This is a genomic window from Flavobacterium sp., assembly GCF_044338735.1.
Lineage (GTDB): Bacteria > Bacteroidota > Bacteroidia > Flavobacteriales > Flavobacteriaceae > Flavobacterium.
Window position 1 is genome coordinate 1 of the sequence record NZ_JBIIWV010000022.1, and the last position, 19,166, is coordinate 19,166.

24 protein-coding genes are annotated in these 19,166 nt (G+C 32.5%); 20 read left to right on the forward strand and 4 right to left on the reverse strand.

Features of this window, described 5'->3' with window-relative positions:
• Positions 1-76: 76 nt before the first annotated feature.
• A complete protein-coding gene (gene glyA, locus ACIQZC_RS02785) occupies positions 77-1,351 on the reverse strand; it encodes a serine hydroxymethyltransferase (protein ID WP_396137711.1) in 1,275 nt (424 codons plus the stop codon).
• A gap of 113 nt (positions 1,352-1,464) precedes the next feature.
• Here glyA and fahA point away from each other — a divergent pair, with 113 nt between their 5' ends.
• Positions 1,465-2,751 (forward strand): fumarylacetoacetase, encoded by a 1,287-nt coding sequence (fahA, locus tag ACIQZC_RS02790; RefSeq protein WP_396137712.1) that lies wholly within the window; start codon positions 1,465-1,467, stop codon positions 2,749-2,751.
• A gap of 198 nt (positions 2,752-2,949) precedes the next feature.
• Positions 2,950-4,173, forward strand: coding sequence for an NADP-dependent isocitrate dehydrogenase (locus ACIQZC_RS02795; protein WP_396137713.1), 1,224 nt, complete (start codon positions 2,950-2,952; stop codon positions 4,171-4,173).
• 53 nt (positions 4,174-4,226) lie between these two features.
• Here the strand turns inward: ACIQZC_RS02795 and ACIQZC_RS02800 are convergent, their stop codons facing one another.
• Entirely contained in the window at positions 4,227-4,889 is a 663-nt protein-coding gene (locus ACIQZC_RS02800) for a hypothetical protein (protein WP_396137714.1), read from the reverse strand.
• A 127-nt stretch (positions 4,890-5,016) separates the two neighbouring features.
• On the opposite strand from ACIQZC_RS02800, the gene ACIQZC_RS02805 reads away from it, so the two are divergent.
• The 6 genes from ACIQZC_RS02805 to ACIQZC_RS02830 all read left to right on the forward strand — a co-directional run bounded on the left by ACIQZC_RS02805 (position 5,017) and on the right by ACIQZC_RS02830 (position 12,572).
• Positions 5,017-7,386 carry a carboxypeptidase-like regulatory domain-containing protein gene (locus ACIQZC_RS02805; RefSeq protein ID WP_396137715.1) on the forward strand — a complete coding sequence of 790 codons (2,370 nt, stop codon included), beginning with the start codon at positions 5,017-5,019 and terminating at the stop codon, positions 7,384-7,386.
• Positions 7,387-7,390: 4 nt separating this feature from the next.
• Positions 7,391-8,212: a DUF4249 domain-containing protein gene (locus tag ACIQZC_RS02810; RefSeq protein WP_396137716.1), complete on the forward strand. Its 822-nt coding sequence runs from the start codon at positions 7,391-7,393 to the stop codon at positions 8,210-8,212.
• Positions 8,213-8,230: 18 nt separating this feature from the next.
• Positions 8,231-8,893 carry a thiamine diphosphokinase gene (locus ACIQZC_RS02815; RefSeq protein ID WP_396137718.1) on the forward strand — a complete coding sequence of 221 codons (663 nt, stop codon included), beginning with the start codon at positions 8,231-8,233 and terminating at the stop codon, positions 8,891-8,893.
• A gap of 60 nt (positions 8,894-8,953) precedes the next feature.
• On the forward strand, positions 8,954-9,904 hold the full coding sequence (gene rlmF / locus ACIQZC_RS02820) for a 23S rRNA (adenine(1618)-N(6))-methyltransferase RlmF (protein ID WP_396137719.1): 951 nt from the start codon (positions 8,954-8,956) through the stop codon (positions 9,902-9,904).
• A gap of 49 nt (positions 9,905-9,953) precedes the next feature.
• Entirely contained in the window at positions 9,954-11,942 is a 1,989-nt protein-coding gene (gene uvrB / locus ACIQZC_RS02825; protein ID WP_396137720.1) for an excinuclease ABC subunit UvrB, read from the forward strand.
• Between the two features lie 159 nt (positions 11,943-12,101).
• Complete coding sequence (locus tag ACIQZC_RS02830; protein WP_396137721.1) at positions 12,102-12,572, forward strand: DUF4375 domain-containing protein; 471 nt, start codon at positions 12,102-12,104, stop codon at positions 12,570-12,572.
• Here ACIQZC_RS02830 and ACIQZC_RS02835 read toward each other — a convergent pair.
• The gene (locus ACIQZC_RS02835; RefSeq protein WP_396137722.1) at positions 12,569-13,048 is read right to left on the reverse strand and encodes a TerB family tellurite resistance protein; all 480 of its coding nucleotides are present in this window, start codon (positions 13,046-13,048) and stop codon (positions 12,569-12,571) included. The genes ACIQZC_RS02830 and ACIQZC_RS02835 overlap by 4 nt on opposite strands.
• Before the next feature lie 35 nt (positions 13,049-13,083).
• Between ACIQZC_RS02835 and ACIQZC_RS02840 the strand changes: the two genes are divergently transcribed.
• The 12 genes from ACIQZC_RS02840 (at position 13,084) to ACIQZC_RS02895 (ending at position 18,550) form a co-directional block, all read left to right on the forward strand.
• Positions 13,084-13,530 (forward strand): DUF1456 family protein, encoded by a 447-nt coding sequence (locus tag ACIQZC_RS02840; RefSeq protein ID WP_396137723.1) that lies wholly within the window; start codon positions 13,084-13,086, stop codon positions 13,528-13,530.
• Between the two features lie 225 nt (positions 13,531-13,755).
• Positions 13,756-14,283, forward strand: a complete 528-nt coding sequence (locus ACIQZC_RS02845; RefSeq protein ID WP_396137724.1) for a GNAT family N-acetyltransferase — start codon at positions 13,756-13,758, stop codon at positions 14,281-14,283.
• A complete protein-coding gene (locus ACIQZC_RS02850; protein WP_396137725.1) occupies positions 14,264-14,671 on the forward strand; it encodes a GNAT family N-acetyltransferase in 408 nt (135 codons plus the stop codon). The genes ACIQZC_RS02845 and ACIQZC_RS02850 overlap by 20 nt, the downstream gene beginning before the upstream one ends.
• 5 nt (positions 14,672-14,676) lie before the next feature.
• Positions 14,677-15,015, forward strand: coding sequence for a n-acetylglutamate synthase (locus ACIQZC_RS02855; RefSeq protein ID WP_396137726.1), 339 nt, complete (start codon positions 14,677-14,679; stop codon positions 15,013-15,015).
• A gap of 187 nt (positions 15,016-15,202) precedes the next feature.
• Positions 15,203-15,751 (forward strand): GNAT family N-acetyltransferase, encoded by a 549-nt coding sequence (locus ACIQZC_RS02860; RefSeq protein ID WP_396137727.1) that lies wholly within the window; start codon positions 15,203-15,205, stop codon positions 15,749-15,751.
• A gap of 186 nt (positions 15,752-15,937) precedes the next feature.
• Positions 15,938-16,342: a hypothetical protein gene (locus tag ACIQZC_RS02865; RefSeq protein ID WP_396137729.1), complete on the forward strand. Its 405-nt coding sequence runs from the start codon at positions 15,938-15,940 to the stop codon at positions 16,340-16,342.
• Positions 16,335-16,760 (forward strand): molecular chaperone DnaJ, encoded by a 426-nt coding sequence (locus ACIQZC_RS02870; RefSeq protein WP_396137730.1) that lies wholly within the window; start codon positions 16,335-16,337, stop codon positions 16,758-16,760. Before ACIQZC_RS02865 ends, ACIQZC_RS02870 begins: the two co-directional genes overlap by 8 nt.
• Before the next feature lie 11 nt (positions 16,761-16,771).
• The gene (locus tag ACIQZC_RS02875; RefSeq protein WP_396137732.1) at positions 16,772-16,966 is read left to right on the forward strand and encodes a hypothetical protein; all 195 of its coding nucleotides are present in this window, start codon (positions 16,772-16,774) and stop codon (positions 16,964-16,966) included.
• Between the two features lie 36 nt (positions 16,967-17,002).
• Positions 17,003-17,218 (forward strand): hypothetical protein, encoded by a 216-nt coding sequence (locus ACIQZC_RS02880; RefSeq protein WP_396137733.1) that lies wholly within the window; start codon positions 17,003-17,005, stop codon positions 17,216-17,218.
• Positions 17,219-17,254: 36 nt separating this feature from the next.
• The gene (locus ACIQZC_RS02885) at positions 17,255-17,398 is read left to right on the forward strand and encodes a hypothetical protein (protein WP_396137734.1); all 144 of its coding nucleotides are present in this window, start codon (positions 17,255-17,257) and stop codon (positions 17,396-17,398) included.
• Positions 17,389-17,748 (forward strand): hypothetical protein, encoded by a 360-nt coding sequence (locus ACIQZC_RS02890; RefSeq protein WP_396137735.1) that lies wholly within the window; start codon positions 17,389-17,391, stop codon positions 17,746-17,748. The genes ACIQZC_RS02885 and ACIQZC_RS02890 overlap by 10 nt, the downstream gene beginning before the upstream one ends.
• 163 nt (positions 17,749-17,911) lie before the next feature.
• A complete protein-coding gene (locus ACIQZC_RS02895) occupies positions 17,912-18,550 on the forward strand; it encodes a DUF2306 domain-containing protein (protein WP_396137736.1) in 639 nt (212 codons plus the stop codon).
• Between the two features lie 110 nt (positions 18,551-18,660).
• On the opposite strand, the gene ACIQZC_RS02900 is transcribed toward ACIQZC_RS02895, so the two are convergent.
• The coding region (locus ACIQZC_RS02900) for an alpha/beta fold hydrolase (RefSeq protein ID WP_396137737.1) at positions 18,661-19,166 on the reverse strand (506 nt) is incomplete at its 5' end.

The window sequence follows — 19,166 nt, forward strand, 5'->3', positions numbered from 1 at the left end:
ACAAAAACTAGTATCCACTTTCTCAAGTATAAAAAATCCCGCAATTGCGGGATTTTTTTATAAATATAATAGTGAATTAAAACACAAACATTGCGCGTTCGCTCATTAATTCATTTACTTCTTCCGCTACTTGTTCTAAAACTGCTTCATCAGTATAGTTCATCAAAACCTTATCGATTAACGCAACAACGGTTTCCATATCTTCTTCAACTAATCCACGAGTTGTAATTGCTGGTGTTCCAACACGAATTCCTGAAGTAACAAATGGAGATTTGTCATCAAATGGCACCATATTTTTATTTACAGTAATTTCTGCTTTCACTAAAGCATTTTCGGCATCTTTTCCAGAAATATTTTTATTACGCAAATCAATCAACATCATGTGATTATCCGTTCCTCCAGAAATTAATTTATAACCTCTTTTATTGAACGCTTGTGCCATAGCTTGTGCATTACTTTTAACCTGCATTGCATAACGGAAAAACTCATCCGTTAGACATTCTCCAAATGCTACTGCTTTAGCAGCGATAATATGCATTAAAGGTCCTCCTTGATTACCTGGAAATACCGACATATCTAATATATGAGACATCATTCTTAATTCACCTTTAGGAGTGGTTAATCCCCAAGGGTTTTCAAAATCTTTACCCATCATGATCATCCCGCCTCTAGGTCCTCTCAAAGTTTTATGAGTAGTAGTTGTTACGATATGACAATGAGGAATTGGATCGTTTAATAATCCTTTGGCTATTAGTCCTGCAGGATGAGAGATATCGCCCAACAACAATGCACCAACACTATCAGCAATTTCACGGAAACGTTTAAAATCCATATCCCGAGAATAAGCGGATGCACCAGCAATGAGCATTTTTGGTTTATTGGCTAAAGCAATTTCTTGAATTTTATCATAATTCAAAACCCCAGTTTCTTCCTCTACACCATAAAAAACTGGATTGTATAATTTTCCTGAAAAATTCACTGGAGAACCATGAGTCAAATGACCCCCATGCGACAAATCAAAACCTAAAATAGTATCACCAGGTTTCAAACAAGCTGCAAAAACAGCTGTATTTGCTTGAGAACCAGAATGTGGTTGCACGTTTACAAATTCAGCACCAAATAAAGCTTTTGCTCTATCTATTGCTATTTGCTCCACAACATCAACTACTTCACAACCACCATAGTAGCGTTTACCCGGATAGCCTTCAGCATATTTATTTGTTAAACATGAACCCGCAGCTTCCATTACTTGGTCACTAACAAAGTTTTCTGATGCAATTAATTCAATTCCATGAATTTGTCTGTCTTGTTCATCAAGAATAAGGTCAAAAATTTGTTCGTCGCGTTGCATTGAAAAAAATATTACGTTAAAATTAGGTCAAATTTACAAAAAAGGTTTGTTACATTGCCAGATAATTTTATATTTGATTCATAATTTTTCAACAACAAACTAACAAAAAAAATATGCCAAATATTGCCAATGATCCAAGTAGAAAATCTTGGTTAGAAATTAAAAATGATAGCGATTTTCCAATTCAAAATATCCCTTTCGGAGTTTTCATTACGAAAGAAGATGTAATTACTATTGGAACAAGAATAGGCGATTATGCCATCGACATGGGGGCGTTACAACAATTAGGGTATTTTGAAGGCATTGAACTTACAGACGATATGTTTATGCAAGATACACTTAACGATTTTATTTCAGACGGAAGAAAAACTTGGCGTTTAGTTAGAAACAGATTATCTGATATTTTTTTAGATTCAAATCCTAAACTTAGAGATAATGATTCTCATAAAAGTATTGTTATTTTTAAAATGGATGAAGTAGAAATGTTATTACCTGTTCAAATTGGTGATTACACTGATTTTTATTCTAGTAAAGAACATGCTACTAATGTAGGAAAAATGTTTCGCGATCCAGAAAATGCATTATTACCAAACTGGTTGCATATTCCAGTAGGTTATCATGGAAGAAGTTCAACAATTGTTCCAAGTGGAATTCCAGTTCACAGACCTCATGGACAAACGTTACCAAATGGCGAAACACAACCCGTTTTTGGACCATCAAAACTAGTAGATTTTGAATTAGAAACTGCATTTATTACTACTGATGCAAACATTATGGGAGAACCCGTTTCTGTTAAAGATGCTGAAGAATGTATTTTCGGAATGGTTTTGTTTAACGATTGGTCAGCAAGAGATATTCAAAAATGGGAATATGTTCCACTTGGTCCGTTTTTAGCCAAAAATTTTGCTTCTTCCATTTCACCATGGATTGTTACTTTAGATGCCTTACAACCTTTTAAATGTGCATCGCCAGAGCAAAACCCTAAGCCTTTACCTTATTTACAACAAACAGAAAATTATGCTTACGATATTAACTTGCAAGTAGCCATTAAACCCAAAAATGCAATTGAAACTGTAGTTTCTAATACAAATTTTAAATATATGTATTGGACAATGAGCCAGCAATTGGCACACCATACTATTAATGGTTGTAGAATTAATTCAGGTGACATGATGGGAAGTGGAACGATTTCTGGTCCTACCGAAGATTCATTTGGCTCTATGCTAGAATTAACTTGGGGCGGACAAAATCCAATCAAAATGAATGATGGTAGCGAACGTAAATTCATCAATGACAACGACACTGTTATTATACGCGGATATTGTCAAAATGATCAAGTTAGAATTGGATTTGGTGAAGTCAGCAGTAAATTATTACCCGCCATTAATTTGAAGTTTTAACAGAATTACTATTTAAATAATATCAATTTGATATTTTAAATGTAAAAAAATACCAAATTAATAATTCAAACGATTTCGGTTTAGTTTTGCTAAGAATTGAGGGTATTTTATTATATTTGTGACCGCAAAAAAACATACAAAATAATACCCTAGGCGAAGTCAAATTAAATAGAACGCCCGAAAATTAAACCTAACGATATGGTAAAGATTAAAGTAGCTAATCCAGTAGTAGAATTGGATGGCGATGAAATGACCCGAATAATTTGGAGTTTTATTAAGGAGCAATTAATTCTTCCTTATTTAGATTTAGATATTAAATACTATGATTTAGGAATCGAAAGCAGAGAAGCCACTAAGGACCAAATTACTATTGATTCTGCAGAAGCTATAAAAAAATATAACGTAGGGATTAAATGTGCAACAATTACTCCCGATGAAGAAAGAGTAAAAGAATTCAATCTTTCTGAAATGTGGAAATCACCAAATGGAACAATTCGTAATATTGTAGGCGGCACCGTTTTTCGTGAACCAATCATTATGAGTAATGTACCACGTTATGTACAAGGTTGGACAAAACCAATCGTTATCGGGCGTCATGCTTTTGGAGATCAATACAAAGCTACCGATAAAGTAATCAAAGGAAAAGGAACATTAACCATGTCGTTTACCAATGAAGCTGGTGAAACTACAACTTGGAATGTGTATGATTTTAAAGGTGATGGAGTAGCCATGTCGATGTACAATACAGACGAAAGTATATACGGATTTGCGCATTCTTCCTTCCAAATGGCATTAACAAAAAAATGGCCTTTATATCTTTCTACTAAGAATACCATTTTGAAAGCTTATGACGGAAGATTTAAAGATATTTTTGAAGAAGTATTCCAACAACATTATAAAGCGGATTTTGATGCAAACGGAATAATTTATGAACACAGACTTATCGACGATATGGTTGCTTCATGTATGAAATGGAATGGTGGATTTGTTTGGGCTTGTAAAAATTATGACGGAGACGTTCAATCGGATACAGTTGCACAAGGATTTGGTTCGTTAGGACTAATGACTTCTGTTTTAGTTACTCCAGATGGAAAAACAGTTGAAGCAGAAGCAGCTCACGGAACGGTAACACGTCATTACCGCCAACACCAACAAGGTAAAAAAACATCAACCAATCCAATTGCTTCAATTTTTGCTTGGACAAGAGGATTAGAACACAGAGGAAAACTTGACGGAAATCAAGAATTAATTACCTTCTGTCACACATTAGAACAAGTTTGTATTGAAACGGTTGAAAGTGGTAAAATGACAAAAGATTTAGCAATGTTAGTAAAACCAGACGGTTTAACTGATGCTGATTATTTAACTACTGAAGATTTCCTTCAAACGTTAAAAGTAAATTTAGATCAGAAATTAGGTTAAAATCTAAATTTTTATATAAAAAAAGCGTTTCAATTGAAACGCTTTTTTTATGCTTATTTTTTATCTTCTTCTCGAACTACTACAATTGTGGCTTTAATTCCGGTTGTTAAATTCCATTCATTTGAAGTAATTAAATTTCCTGCATCATCATAGACACTAAAAGCAGCAGTATTGGGTCCTGATGTGCCTTGATTCAATGCTTCAAAATCCAGTTTATTAAATCCATTGGTTATGTCGATGTAATATTCTTTAACCGTAGCTTCTAATAAAATTTCTGTAATTACCGTTTTATCGTTTAATAACAATTTAACGCGATCTCCATCTGGATATTCATGATCACGACAAACGATTTTTACATACTTTGTTTTACTTTTAAATTCACCCAAAAATTGATTACTCCTGTATTCGGGCTGAATGGCTTTATCTCTATTATTTAATTTATTTTTTAAATCTTCACCCGGATTTTTAAATTTTGTCTTTTCCACCAAAACACTTTCCTGACCATTATCCTTCTTCAAAATGGAATATCGCTTTAAATAAGAATCATCTTTGTCTAATATACTTTTATAGGGTAAAGAAATTGTATTGGATTTGGTTTCGCTTTTAACAGGAACATCCCAATTTAACTTAATTTTTGGCGACTTAAATGGTGTATCTTTCTGTGCCCAAATACAGCCAGAAAAAAACAAAATCACTAAAAAAATTGTAAAACGCATAAAAAATTACTCCTTTAAATTGTAAAATTAAACTATAAATTGAGTTTTAAACATAAATTAACATAAGTTTTAAAACATTTGCCAACTTTAATTCCCAAATTTGTAGTTCAAAATTCATGCCTAAATTATGAAAAAACAAATCCTTTTTTTCTATTTAATCTTCCATTCCTTTTTGGGATATTCACAAGATAAAGTAACCTTGAGTGGAACTGTAATTGATACTAATAACAATGAATCACTAATAGGTGTTGTTATAGAAATTCCTGCATTAAAAATAAGTACCATCACAAATGAATATGGATTTTATTCGCTAACTATTCCTAAAGGAACTTATTCAGTTTTAATCAGCACCATTGGATATGAGAATAAAACAGTAGAAATTTCAATTCAAGAAAACAGCAAATTTACCTTTGACATCAAAGCGGATGCAAAAGAATTAGATGCTGTAATTGTAAATAAAAATCCGTATCGAACGATTATAAGCAAGCCTGAAATGAGCGTGAATAAAATAGCCATCAGTACTATTAAAAAAATGCCGGCTATTTTAGGGGAAATCGATATTTTAAAATCAATTACCACGTTGCCCGGAGTTACAAATGCTGGTGAAGGTCAGTCGGGATTCAATGTGCGCGGTGGTGCTGCTGATCAAAACTTAATCCTTTTAGACGAAGCAACCGTATATAATTCATCCCATTTATTTGGATTTTTTTCCGTTTTTAATGCCGATGCAATAAAAGATTTGAAACTTTACAAAGGCGGTATTCCTTCAAGATTTGGAGGAAGAGTTGCATCAGTCTTGGATATTTATCAAAAAGAAGGAAATAGTAAAGGTTTTAATTTATCGGGAGGTATTGGACTTATTTCAAGTAGAATTATGGCTGAAGGCCCGATAGTAAAAGAAAAAGGCTCCTTTTTAGTTGCTGGAAGAAGTTCCTACGCACATTTATTCTTAAAATTAACCGATAATAATAATTCTGCCTATTTTTATGACTTGAACACAAAATTAAGTTACAAGCTGAACGAGAACAATAATTTATACCTTTCTGGTTATTTCGGTCGCGATGTTTTTAGTCTCAACAATAGCTTTGTTAATACTTACGGAAACACCGTATTCAACTTACGCTGGAATCATTTGTTCAATGATAAATTATTTTCAAATTTTTCAATGATTTACAGTGATTATTACTACGGATTGACAATTGATTTCGTTGGATTCAATTGGGATAGTGGCATCAAAAATTATAATTTCAAATATGACTTTAAGCATTACCTAAACGATAAAACAAAACTCTTTTATGGTGTCAATGCGGTTTATTATGATTTTAACCCAGGAAAAATCGAACCAATCAATAGCGCTTCAGGAATAAATCCTAAACAATTAGATAAAAAATATGCTTTCGAACCTGCTTTATATTTAGATGTTGAACAACAACTTTCAGATAAGATATCAATTAATTACGGATTGCGTTACAGCTTATTTTATCGATTAGGAAATCAAAAAATGAATACCTATGCCAATAATCAAGCGGTAGTTTTTAATTCAGAACAACAAATTTATGAAAAAGCCACACCTACTGGAACAGTAGATTATGGTCGTAATGAAACTATTGCAAAATTTAATAATCTTGAACCCAGGTTTTCAATAGCTTACCTTTTAAATGATACGCAATCGATAAAAATGAGTTATAACAGAATGACGCAGTATTTGCATTTAATTTCAAACACGCAATCCCCTGCTCCTTTAGATGTTTGGACACCAAGTGACCAGTTCTTAAAACCTCAAATTTTAGATCAAATTGCCATTGGATATTTTTCTGAATTGAATGACGGAAAATATACTTTGGAAGTCGAATCATTTTATAAAAAAATTAAAAATAGATTAGATTATATTGATGGAGCTGATTTGATAGCAAATAACGCTATAGAACAAGTGGTTTTAAATGGTAACGCAAGGGCGTATGGACTAGAAGTATTATTTCGTAAAAATGAAGGCCGATTAAATGGTTGGGCTTCTTATACCTTATCACGTTCTGAGCAACAAACCCCAGGAAGAAATAGCATTGAAACAGGAATTAACAATGGTGCTTGGTACAAAACGGGTTGGGATAAACTTCATAATTTATCGATCACTGGAATGTATAAATTAAATGAAAAATGGAGTTTTAGCAGTATTTTTACACTACAATCAGGACAACCTGTAACCTATCCTAACGGTCAATATCAATACCAAGGAATTTCAATTCCTACTTATGGCTTACGAAATGAAGATAGACTACCAACTTATCATCGTTTAGATATTTCTGCAACACTAATTCCTTCAAAAAACAAAAATCGTAACTGGCAAGGAGAATGGGTTTTCGGAATTTATAATCTATACAGTCGGAAAAACGCTGCCTCAATTAGTTTTAGACAAAATCAAGATTCTGGAAATAATGAAGCGGTTCGATTGTCTATTTTTGGAATTGTACCAAGTGTTACCTACAACTTTAAATTTTAAACTTATGAAAACTACTTATAAAATAATAATTATTGCGTTTACCTTATTCTTAACTTCTTGTGAAGACGTTGTAAATATTGAACTAGATACTGCTCCAGCAAAATTAGTCATAGATGCTTCACTCAAGTGGGAAAAAGGCACCAACGGAAATGCGCAAACCATAAAATTAACCACAACCACCGATTTTTATGCCAATACTATTCCTGCGGCGTCTGGTGCTGTCGTATATGTTAGAGACGAAAATGCAAATCAATTTGATTTTGTTGAAACTCCCGGAACAGGAAATTATGTATGCAACAATTTTATCCCAGTAATTAATCGTAACTATATATTAACAGTTATTTTTAATGGACAAACGTATACCGCTTCAGAAAAGCTAATTGCCGTTCCTACAATCGATACTATTGAACAAGATAATGAAGGTGGATTTACGGGTAGCGAAATTGAAGTGAAATTCTTTTTTCAGGACACTGCAATCGTTAATAATTTTTACTTAACTCAATTTAATACTTCATTAAGATTGCTCCCAGAATATGATGTAATTGACGATGATTTTTTTCAAGGCAATCAAATGTTTGGTTTGTATTCCGATGAAGATTTAAAAACTAATGATCAAATACAATTCACGTTACAAGGAATTTCAGAACGATATTACAATTACATGAATGTATTATTAGGCATCGCCGGAACAAATGGCGGCAGTCCGTTTCAAACACCGCCAGCAACAGTGAGAGGAAACATCATTAATCAAACGAATTTTAATAACTTTGCATTGGGCTATTTTAGTGTTTCCGAAACAGATAAAAAAAGTTATATCGTTCAATAAATTAAAACGCTCTAAAAAATGTCATCACATCACATTGTTCGAGACGATCAAGAACCGGCATTAATCATTGCGAATGGTGCTTCCTGCAACAGTGAATTGATGGGTCAATTATTAGAATGGTCTCCTTTAGTGATTGTTTTAGATTCGGCAATAGAAAGAGTTCTCGATTTGGGTATTAAAGTTGACGTGTTGCTGGGTGATTTTGATCGAAATTTCAACCCGGAAGTTTATATAGAACATCAATATCCTTTGGAAATAATTCATGTCGTTAATCAAGATAAAACCGATTTAGAAAAAGCGTTTGACTATCTTATTGAAAAAGGACATAAAGCAGTCAATGTCATCTGGGCAACTGGTAAAAGAGCCGATCATACGTTAACCAATATCACCAACATCGTTCAATACCGCGACCAACTCAAAATTGTGGTCATCGATGATCATTCTAAAGTGTTTTTATTGCCTACAAAATTTGATAAATGGTACACTGCAAATACCATAATATCGCTCATTCCGGTAGGAAAAGTAAGTGGCATTACTACTAAAAACCTTTTTTACTCGCTCGACAACGAAGAATTACAAATAGGATATCGAACAGGAAGCAGCAATCATGTCATTACTGACGGAATTGTAACCATTGAACATCAATCTGGTGATTTATTGTTGATGGAATGTTGGGATTAAAAAAAACCGCATTTGTATAACTGCTGAAAATGTGCTACTTTTGAGTAGAGCAATGATCCAATGAAAAGCAAAACTGAACCCACTGAAAAAAGTAATCTTCATCCAAGAAATCCACATCGTTTTAGATATGATTTTGATAAACTAATTGTAGTATTACCCGAATTAGAACAATATGTTGTCACTGATGCAAATCGATCAGAAAAAACGATAGATTTCAGTCACTCTGAAGCAGTAAAAACACTAAATAAAGCTTTATTGGTTGCAGAATATGCCATTGATTATTGGGATATTCCTTCACAATATTTATGCCCGCCCATTCCTGGGAGAGCCGATTACATTCATTATTTAGCCGATTTATTAGCCGAATCAAATGAGGGAACTATTCCAACAGGCGAACAAATTGTAGGTCTAGACATTGGAATTGGTGCTAATTGTATTTATCCCATTTTAGGAAACTGTAGTTATGATTGGAGTTTTGTAGGGGTTGACATCGATGAAAATGCGATACAAAATTGTAAAAAAATAATAGCCCAAAATCCGAAATTAAGCGAAGTAATTAGCCTTCAATTACAAACCGAACCGCGCTATATTTTTAAAAACATCATATTGCCCGAAGACCGTTTTTCGTTTACCATTTGCAATCCGCCATTTCATTCATCGGCGACTTCAGCAGCAAAAGCGAATTCTAGAAAAGTCAGCCAATTAAAATCTTCAGAAAAACAATTAAACTTTGGCGGACAAAACTCAGAATTATGGTATAATGGAGGCGAAATCGGATTCATAACCCAAATGATTTACGAAAGTGTCAAATATCCTTTACAATGTTTTTGGTTTACCACTTTAGTATCAAAAAAAGATAATTTAAAAACCATATACCGAACCTTAAATAAAGTAGGCGCAGTTGCAATTAAAACTTTTGAAATGTCGCAAGGACAAAAACGCAGCCGATTTGTAGCCTGGACGTTCCTGAGTGAAAAGCAACAGAATGAATGGAGTTTTTCTAACGAATAAAAAACTAACTTTGCACTGTCATACTTTTAACCATTTCCAGATCAAATAAATGAAATTTCAAGTCGTTTCAGATTATAAACCTACAGGTGACCAACCTCAAGCCATTGAAAAATTATCAAAAGGGATAAGAGCTGGCGAAAAGTATCAAACGCTTCTTGGTGTAACAGGTTCTGGAAAAACTTTTACGGTTGCAAATGTGGTACAAGAAGTGCAAAAACCTACCTTAGTCTTAGCACATAACAAAACTCTTGCCGCTCAATTATACTCTGAATTTAAGCAATTTTTTCCAAATAATTCGGTACAATATTTTGTTTCATATTATGATTATTATCAACCAGAAGCCTTTATTCCAGTTACCGGAACTTACATAGAAAAAGATTTATCGATTAATGAAGAGTTAGAAAAATTGCGTTTAAGCACTACTTCTGCCCTACTTTCTGGACGTAGAGATATCATTGTAATCTCTTCAGTTTCTTGTTTGTACGGAATTGGAAATCCGGTGGAATTTCAGAAAAACGTAATTAATTTGGAAGTAAATCAGCAAATTTCGCGTACCAAATTATTACATCAATTGGTTCAAAGTTTGTATTCTAGAACCGAAGCCGATTTTAATCCTGGAAATTTTAGAATCAAAGGCGATATTGTAGAAATTTTTCCAAGTTATGGCGATGAACCCTTCCGAATTCACTTTTTTGGCGATGAAATAGAAGAAATTGAAGCATTTGACACAAGAACAGTTCAAGTTTTAGAACGTTATGAAAAACTAACGGTTTATCCTGCCAATATGTTTGTTACTTCGCCTGATGTATTGCAAAATGCCATTTGGGCCATTCAGCAAGATCTAGTAAAACAAGTCGATTATTTTAAAGAAATTGGCAAACATTTAGAAGCAAAACGTTTGGAAGAACGAACCAACTTTGATTTGGAAATGATTCGAGAATTAGGGTATTGTTCTGGTATTGAAAACTATTCGCGTTATTTAGACGGAAGAGAACCTGGAACAAGACCTTTCTGTTTGTTAGATTATTTTCCAGATGATTTTTTAATGGTAGTTGATGAAAGTCACGTTACACTTTCGCAAGTACATGCTATGTATGGTGGCGATCGAAGCCGAAAAGAAAATTTAGTCGAATATGGTTTTAGATTACCCGCTGCCATGGACAATCGCCCGTTGAAGTTTGAAGAATTTGAAGCGCTTCAAAACCAAGTAATTTATGTTTCTGCAACACCCGCCGATTATGAATTACAAAAAACAGAAGGCGTTTATGTAGAGCAAGTAATACGTCCAACAGGTTTGCTTGACCCAATTATTGAAGTGCGACCAAGTGCTAACCAAATTGACGATTTAATCGAAGAAATCCAATTGCGTTGTGAAGCAGATGAACGGGTGTTGGTGACAACGTTAACCAAACGAATGGCCGAAGAATTGGCAAAATACTTAACAAAAGTTTCGATTCGTTGTCGTTACATTCATTCCGATGTGGATACTTTAGAACGAGTAGAAATCATGCAAGATTTGCGTAAAGGGATTTTTGATGTTTTAATTGGAGTCAACTTATTACGTGAAGGATTGGATTTACCCGAAGTTTCTTTGGTGGCTATTTTAGATGCCGATAAAGAAGGTTTTTTAAGAAGTCATCGTTCGCTAACACAAACGGTTGGTAGAGCTGCTCGAAATGTTAATGGAAAAGCCATAATGTATGCCGATAAAATTACGGCTTCGATGCAAAAAACGATGGATGAAACCACCTACAGACGTGAAAAGCAAACACGATACAATACTGAAAACAATATGGAACCCAAAGCATTGAATAAAAGTTTAGGTAGTGCATTAAGCGGTAATTCGGTGTCAACAGGTTATTTTGAAAGAGAAGCCTTAAAAGCTGCAGAACCCGAAAGTTTGTATTTATCAAAACCCGAAATTGAAAAGAAAATTCGAGAATTTCGAAAACAAATGGAAAAAGCCGCTAAAGATTTAGACTTCATGCAAGCAGCAAAATTACGAGACGAAATAAAAGCATTACAAGATAAGTTATAAGTTGGGAGATGGAAGTTGGATGATGGAAGTTGGATGATGGGAGTTGGATGATGGGAGTTTTGGTTTGATCAGTTTTTACGCTGTCAAGCGTCTCTTGGAAAAGTAAATTTAGAATCAAAAAGTTTAGATATTGTATAAAAATAATTTAAAAAAAATCAAATGAATAAAATTAATAACATACTTAAACTAGAAGACGAAGTTGCCATCATTGAAGCAATTGGAACCTTAATTTGGGAAAAGAAAGAAGCTACAAATGATTTTTCTGAATTAACCGATGAAGAACAAGTATTTGTATATGTTGATATATTTGAAGGCGCTATGGGAGAAGGCGGTTTTCAGCTGTTCTTTTCTTTGGAAGCGGGTAATTTTGTCGAGGAAATAATAACTTCGTACCAAGAAATTAAAGCTCCAAAAACGGCCGAATTAATTGCCAATGCGGTTAAGATTTTTCCAAAAAAATATACCACCGATTTAGCAACACGTCAATCGTTAATTACAACTGCAGATGAAGAAATAATTTCGGGTTGGGAAGATTTAGACGAACTCTTTTTTACCAATGAAAGTGAAGAAGATGTGGTAAGTTTAATTGTAGATTACATCAAATCTAACGAAAACCAGTTTGGAAATTAATTGTGTTGCTCACTAAAAACAGCTAACAAAACTTCGGGGGAAACCATTTGGTTCGGCGAAGTTTTCATTAATTGTAAAATCCGTTTTGTTGCATACGGATTCAAACCCATGTTGATGCCTATTTCGTTAATTTTAACCCATTCTCTTTCGTGCAATACCCCATCGCTATGCATTAACAAAGCTAAACGATAAAATTGACAAATTCGATTGAACTCATCTTTTATGACTACAATAGCACCTCGATTTTTAAATAAATCAAAAAAAGTAGTTTTATCAATTTCCAGTTCGTTTGCAATTAATTCTAAAAAATCGTATTCGCGATCATGCAATTCTCCGTCAACGAGTGCAAAAGCAATCATTTCTTGTAACAAGCTAATTTTTTCTTGGGAAGTATTCATAGCGTATTTCTTTCTGGTAAAAATAAGAATTCTTGTTAAAAATGGATATCTTTGAACAAGTTTTTTTGAAGAAAACAAAATAGATTACCTTCAACTATTTAAGTACGATATAAATGAATAATAACGATGTTTTTAAAAAGTTACGTGTAGCGTTGCAATTGCGTGATGACCAAATTATTGAAATTGTAAACTTGGTGAATTTTAGAATTTCTAAAGGTGAATTAGCGGATATTTTTAGAAGCGAAGACCACCCTAATTACATGGAATGTGGTGATCAATTGTTGCGCAATTTTTTAAATGGTTTAATTATTCATTTACGTGGCACTAAAGAAGAACCAAAAAACCCTAGGGAAGTTCTTAGCGAAATTGCGAAAAATAAAACTTCCTTGTACAAAGAAGACAAAAAGCCAGATTTTAAAAATCAAGGAGAAAAAAAACCATTTAAACCCAAAGGCACCCCTAAAAAACCATTTGGGACCGGTAAACCCGCGGCCAAAAAACAAAAACCCGAAAACCCAGTAGAACGTTTTACCTTCAACTCTGGGAAGCAAAAAAAATAATCAAAATCCTCATACAATTGAGGATTTTTTTTACCTATTCATTAAATTTATTTAAAATAATATGTCGATAATTAAAAATATTTGTTACTTTTGATTTTATTAAAAAGCGAAACAAAACTTCGCATAGCTACCCAAATATGGGTGTATATACGAAGTTTTATATCGTATATATACAAGTTAGTGGCAAGCATAAAATACCATTCCGCAACATAAATTCAACAGAAAATGAACTTAACTTACAGAGAAGGCACATTAAAAGATAGCGACAAGTTAAAACAACTTGGACTAACATCATATGGTCAATTTAAAAATGAATTGACAGAAAGTAATTGGAAAAAAATGAACAACTTTTTATCAAATCTTGATTCATACACTGACTTGCTTAATAACTCAAAGTGCTTTATCTGTGAAGACATTGAAGAAATTATTGGAATGGCATATTTAGTTTCAAAAGGAAATCCAACTGATATTTTCGACAAAGAATGGTGTTATATTAGAATGGTTGGTGTTGACCCAAAATATAGTGGGACAGGAATTGGAAAAAAATTAACTCAAATGTGCATTGAATATGCAAAGAAAAATAATGAACAAATAATTGCTTTGCACACTTCTGATTTTATGAATAAAGCAAGACATATTTATGAAAAAATCGGATTTAAAGTAATTAAGGAATTAACGCCACGTTATGGAAAAAAATATTGGCTTTATCTTTTAGACATAAAAAATAGTAACAATGATAATATATCAAATTGAAAAAACAGTTTCTGTAGAAGAGTTTAGAGAGGTGTTGGTTAACTCAACATTAGGTGAAAGACGACCAATTAACAACCACGAAACACTATCAAAAATGTTAGAACACGGCAACTTAATTGTTACTGCCAGAGATAATGGAAAATTAATTGGAATTGCTCGTTCGTTGACTGATTTTAATTACTGTACTTATTTATCCGATTTAGCGGTTGATGAAAATTATCAAAAAATGGGAATTGGTAAAGAACTAATAAAACAAACCAAATTGAAAACACCTAACGCAAAACTCATTTTACTTTCAGCCCCAAAAGCGGTTGAATACTATCCTAAAATTGGAATGATAAAATGGGACCAATGTTATGTTTTGGACAATGTAGAAGACCTTAAATAGATAGTATGTTTAACTATAATAACAAAATATTCAGACCAATTGTTAATTCAGAAAATGGAGAAACATCAAACGAAACGGTTTTTATTTACAAGCAAAACGGAAACATTTTGACATCTGAATATTCAGGCGGGAAAATAATTAAAGGACATTTGATTGGACTTGTTGATGAAAATGGAAAAATTGAAATGCGATACCATCAAGTAAACCAAAAAGGCGAACTTATGACAGGCATATGTAAATCAGAACCTAAGGTTCTTGAAAATGGAAAAATTCGGCTTCACGAAAGTTGGGAATGGACTTCGGGTGATAAATCAAAAGGACAATCAATAATCCAAGAACAATGAAAATGCCAGCCACTAACATCATATTTGCAAAATAGCGGGTTTTGGAAAGCATCAAAAGGCTTGTTTTGTGTCTTTTAGGGTGCGTGATGTGCCAAAAGTGTAGGCAATTTTGAACCGCTAATTCGCAAATATGTGGAACGTTGTGCGTCAGTTTTGAGCGATAGAAAACCAAAAGGAAAATATTAAAATGAAATTTAATCCAATAAAAGTAAAATTAAAAAACTCTAAAGAGGTAACTATAAGAAGTGCCGAAATTTCTGACGGAAATAAACTTTTAAACACAATAAAAGAGTATATTGGAAATAGTGATTTTATTCCAAAATTAACAGAAGAATTTAAACTTACGTTAAACCAAGAAGAAGATTGGATAAATTCATTTATTCAAAAAGACAACTCGTTACTTTTAGTGGCTGAATTTGAAGATAATATAATTGGAAATATTGATATTACAGGAAATTCAAGAATTACTATGCAACATACAGCAGTTATTGGAATGGGAATGTTAATTGAATGGAGAAATTCAGGTTTAGGAACAGAACTTATGAAATATTCTATTGAATGGGCAAAAGAAAATCCTATTCTTGAATTACTTTTGCTTCAAGTTTATACCGAAAATGAATTAGGTTTAAATTTATACAGAAAAATGGAATTTATAGAAAATGGGGTAATTAAAAATTACTTTAAGCAAAATGGAAGATATTATGATAATCTAACAATGAGCTTATCTGTAAAATAAAACCGAACGCACAACAGCGGTTTTAAGAAATTGGGGTTTTAGGGATTAATTTAAAGTTTGTTTTATACTTTTGGAGTTCAGTTTTTAATTGAAAGTTTAGGCAAACCAAATCCCCAACTTCTTAAAGCCGCAAAACGTTGTGGGCAAGCTATGCCGAAAATGACGCAAAAATTAAAACATTAAAATATGCTAGACAATTTATGGAATAATATTATTGAGTGGTTTGAAGACAGAAGCGAGAGAGCAAGGCTCGTTCGTAGTTTTAATGAATCAGCAAGAAAATCTTTTGTTTCGGGTATTGCACCAACTCTGTTAAAAGCAAGTATTTCAAGGGGTGAAAGTTTATATAAACATCAATTTTCTAATTGGCTAAATTCAGGATTTAGAATACAAGCTTTTACAGGACGAACTCTTACTAAAGATGAGTTAATGCGTATTGGTAAAGTAATATTAGATGATAGTATTTTAGTTCGCAGATTAATTGTTCTCGGTTGGGACACTCTTGAAATACACGGTGACGCTGGAAAATATGGTTGCAGATGGCAATTAAAAGATTATATACCATTACCTAAATTTAACGAAAATGAATGATACTATAATTAAAGACACCTTAAAAGTGGCGAGTGAAACTATAACAAAGTCAATTGCTTCAGAAAGTAATGAAAAAATTAATTGGTGGCTGTGGATTGCAATTATTGAGTTTGCATTTATAGTATTCCTAATATTAAAACAAAAAATTAAACCGAAAGATACGATAAAGCAAGAATTCAAGAAAAAATCTTTGGAACAAGAAATTGATTTTAATAATATCATAAATAGCTCATTTAACTCAAAACAATTATATGATGAGTTAAAAGTTAAGGTTCACCCTGACCGTTTTTCAACAGATAAAGAAAAAAACATAATTGCTGATAAACTCTTTCAAGAGATTACAGAAAATCAGAATAACGCAAAGCGTTTAATTGAATTAAAAGAAGAAGCAAAACAAAAATTAAATATTAACTTTTAAATTATTTTATTATGGGACAAGTATTCATTTTATTAGTAGCAGTCGGACTTGCAGCTTTAGTAGGTCAATTAGGAAAAAACAGAAAAATTGGCTTTGGTTGGAGCTTTGCATTAAGCATATTTTTATCACCAATTATTGGACTAATTATAACACTTTGTTCCAAGAAAAATGACGTTGAATTTGTTGACGTAAAGAAAGAAGATTAAACAAGTAAATTAACTAACAACTTAAAAACATAAATTATGAAAGTAGGAGGAATTATTGCATTGATTTTCGGAATATTAAACATAATAGCTGGAATTGGTATGTCATCTGACCCAAATTTTGCTGACAAAGCTGGTGGTAAATTTGGTTTTGGAATAGGATGCATTGTACTAGGTATTTACCTATTGAATCGTGCCAGTCAAAAGAAAGAAGAACAGAATGAAAAAGACAAATGGAGTAACGGAAAAAATTAGCCAGCCCACAACAGCAGTTTGCAAAAATGGAATGCTATGCAAGAAAATTTAAAAAATTATGTTGAAGCACATGGTGGCGTTGCCACAATAAATATGGACAAGATTTACCGTCCAAATTGGAATGATATTAAAGATATATTAAATGGGATTAAACCTTTAAGTGATTTAGGATGCAATTAAAAGTTAATAAATATAACATATTTTATACCTTATATATTTATTTTTTAGTAATTTTTATTTTACTACCAACTAAATATAATGGTATACCTTTCGGTGCACATCCAATAATTGCGCTATCCATATACGCATTAGTGGTTTTATTACCTGTGATGTTGATAATAATTATAATTTTGGACGTAATTAAAAAACGTTTTAAAATTGCTATTAAAAACATTTTAATAGTTATTGCTCTTTTTTTTCTAACCTGGGGTTTAAAAAAATATATTTTGGACACTTATTTTTATATAGAACCTGACACATCAGAACAAATTGAAGCTGCTTCGCCTATGAAAAAACTTGATAAAAAATAAATACAGCCTACAACAAGGGTTTGCTGCAATAGCGGCTTTCAGGAACAACTGAAAGTCGCTATTGTATTTGCAATGGTTTTTGAAAAACTGTAAAAATTTAGTAAATTTATCCGCTACTGACAGCAAGCCCATAAACGTTAGCTGTAAGTTTAAAAAAACCGAAATGGAAATAGAGAAAATGATACAAATTCTAATTTATACCCACGCATTTTTTGGTGGAATTGCACTTTTATCAGGTTCGGTATCAATTATTTCAAAAAAAGGAAACAAAATACATAGAAAGTCAGGGATGATATTTTATTATTCTATGCTTTTTTCAGCACTTACTGCATTAATTATTTCAGTCTTACCAAAACACGAAAGTCCATTTTTGTTTTCAATTGGCATATTTAGTTCTTATTTTGTTTTGACAGGCAAAAGAGCGTTAAATTTTAAAACGGATAATGAAAATCTAATAATTGATAAAATTATTTCGTGGGCGATGCTTTTCACAGGACTAATAATGATATTATATAATCCTATTTTTAAAAATAAAATTAATATTATTTTGACAGTCTTTGGTCTGGTTGGATTATTTTTTTCAATTAGAGACCTGATTTTATATAAAGACATAAAGAAACTGAAAAAAGGTTGGCTAAAATTACATTTAGGAAAAATGATTGGTGGGTACATTTCAGCAACAACTGCATTTGTTGTAGTGAATAATTTTTTTCCAAGTTTTTATGGTTGGTTTATTCCTGGAATAATTGGCGGAATTTATATAACATATTGGATGATGAAATTGAATAAAAAAACCCAATAGCGCGGAATTACATTCCTTGACCATAAAGAGCATAAAAAAACTTTTTACAACGGGTCAAATCATTCAACAAAGCTACTTCGAAACTCGCAACCTCGCCAAGCGCAGGAACGTTAAATCAGACTCCCATTTCTTATATACCCAATTACGGTTTCATTAAAAATAACGGGTTGTTCTACATTAACCACATGTCCGCAGTTTTGAATAATAAATAGTTCAGCCGTTTTTGCATGATTGGCAACCACTTGTCTTACTGAAGGTAAAAACATATAATCTTCTTCTCCCATAACATAAAGCGTAGGAATGTCTAATTCAATTTGTCTAAACAAACGTAAAACAGGGTTAATCTCGGCAGTTAATTTAAACCATTTAATAAATTCTTTCTGATAGAGTTTCTTGGCTTCGTTAATGAATAACAATCGAGAGTTTTTATGATTCTTTTTGGGCATGATCACAAAGGCAAAAAATTTATATAAAACCAAATAAGGCAACACATATTTAAAGGTATTTCCTAATCGCATTAAGATTTGCGAACGAAAGTTCATTTTTAAAATGGCGCCGCCTAAAATCATGCTTTGTACACGAGTAGGATACATTTCTGCCAATTGACGAATCACAA

What these genes read in the sequence shown, in the direction of transcription:
- glyA (WP_396137711.1), bottom strand. Translation starts at nt 1,351, where the DNA reads ATGCAACGCGACGAACAAATTTTTGACCTTATTCTTGATGAACAAGAC.
- fahA (WP_396137712.1), top strand. Translation starts at nt 1,465, where the DNA reads ATGCCAAATATTGCCAATGATCCAAGTAGAAAATCTTGGTTAGAAATT.
- ACIQZC_RS02795 (WP_396137713.1), top strand. Translation starts at nt 2,950, where the DNA reads ATGGTAAAGATTAAAGTAGCTAATCCAGTAGTAGAATTGGATGGCGAT.
- ACIQZC_RS02800 (WP_396137714.1), bottom strand. Translation starts at nt 4,889, where the DNA reads ATGCGTTTTACAATTTTTTTAGTGATTTTGTTTTTTTCTGGCTGTATT.
- ACIQZC_RS02805 (WP_396137715.1), top strand. Translation starts at nt 5,017, where the DNA reads ATGAAAAAACAAATCCTTTTTTTCTATTTAATCTTCCATTCCTTTTTG.
- ACIQZC_RS02810 (WP_396137716.1), top strand. Translation starts at nt 7,391, where the DNA reads ATGAAAACTACTTATAAAATAATAATTATTGCGTTTACCTTATTCTTA.
- ACIQZC_RS02815 (WP_396137718.1), top strand. Translation starts at nt 8,231, where the DNA reads ATGTCATCACATCACATTGTTCGAGACGATCAAGAACCGGCATTAATC.
- rlmF (WP_396137719.1), top strand. Translation starts at nt 8,954, where the DNA reads ATGAAAAGCAAAACTGAACCCACTGAAAAAAGTAATCTTCATCCAAGA.
- uvrB (WP_396137720.1), top strand. Translation starts at nt 9,954, where the DNA reads ATGAAATTTCAAGTCGTTTCAGATTATAAACCTACAGGTGACCAACCT.
- ACIQZC_RS02830 (WP_396137721.1), top strand. Translation starts at nt 12,102, where the DNA reads ATGAATAAAATTAATAACATACTTAAACTAGAAGACGAAGTTGCCATC.
- ACIQZC_RS02840 (WP_396137723.1), top strand. Translation starts at nt 13,084, where the DNA reads ATGAATAATAACGATGTTTTTAAAAAGTTACGTGTAGCGTTGCAATTG.
- ACIQZC_RS02845 (WP_396137724.1), top strand. Translation starts at nt 13,756, where the DNA reads ATGAACTTAACTTACAGAGAAGGCACATTAAAAGATAGCGACAAGTTA.
- ACIQZC_RS02850 (WP_396137725.1), top strand. Translation starts at nt 14,264, where the DNA reads ATGATAATATATCAAATTGAAAAAACAGTTTCTGTAGAAGAGTTTAGA.
- ACIQZC_RS02855 (WP_396137726.1), top strand. Translation starts at nt 14,677, where the DNA reads ATGTTTAACTATAATAACAAAATATTCAGACCAATTGTTAATTCAGAA.
- ACIQZC_RS02860 (WP_396137727.1), top strand. Translation starts at nt 15,203, where the DNA reads ATGAAATTTAATCCAATAAAAGTAAAATTAAAAAACTCTAAAGAGGTA.
- ACIQZC_RS02865 (WP_396137729.1), top strand. Translation starts at nt 15,938, where the DNA reads ATGCTAGACAATTTATGGAATAATATTATTGAGTGGTTTGAAGACAGA.
- ACIQZC_RS02870 (WP_396137730.1), top strand. Translation starts at nt 16,335, where the DNA reads ATGAATGATACTATAATTAAAGACACCTTAAAAGTGGCGAGTGAAACT.
- ACIQZC_RS02875 (WP_396137732.1), top strand. Translation starts at nt 16,772, where the DNA reads ATGGGACAAGTATTCATTTTATTAGTAGCAGTCGGACTTGCAGCTTTA.
- ACIQZC_RS02880 (WP_396137733.1), top strand. Translation starts at nt 17,003, where the DNA reads ATGAAAGTAGGAGGAATTATTGCATTGATTTTCGGAATATTAAACATA.
- ACIQZC_RS02885 (WP_396137734.1), top strand. Translation starts at nt 17,255, where the DNA reads ATGCAAGAAAATTTAAAAAATTATGTTGAAGCACATGGTGGCGTTGCC.
- ACIQZC_RS02890 (WP_396137735.1), top strand. Translation starts at nt 17,389, where the DNA reads ATGCAATTAAAAGTTAATAAATATAACATATTTTATACCTTATATATT.
- ACIQZC_RS02895 (WP_396137736.1), top strand. Translation starts at nt 17,912, where the DNA reads ATGGAAATAGAGAAAATGATACAAATTCTAATTTATACCCACGCATTT.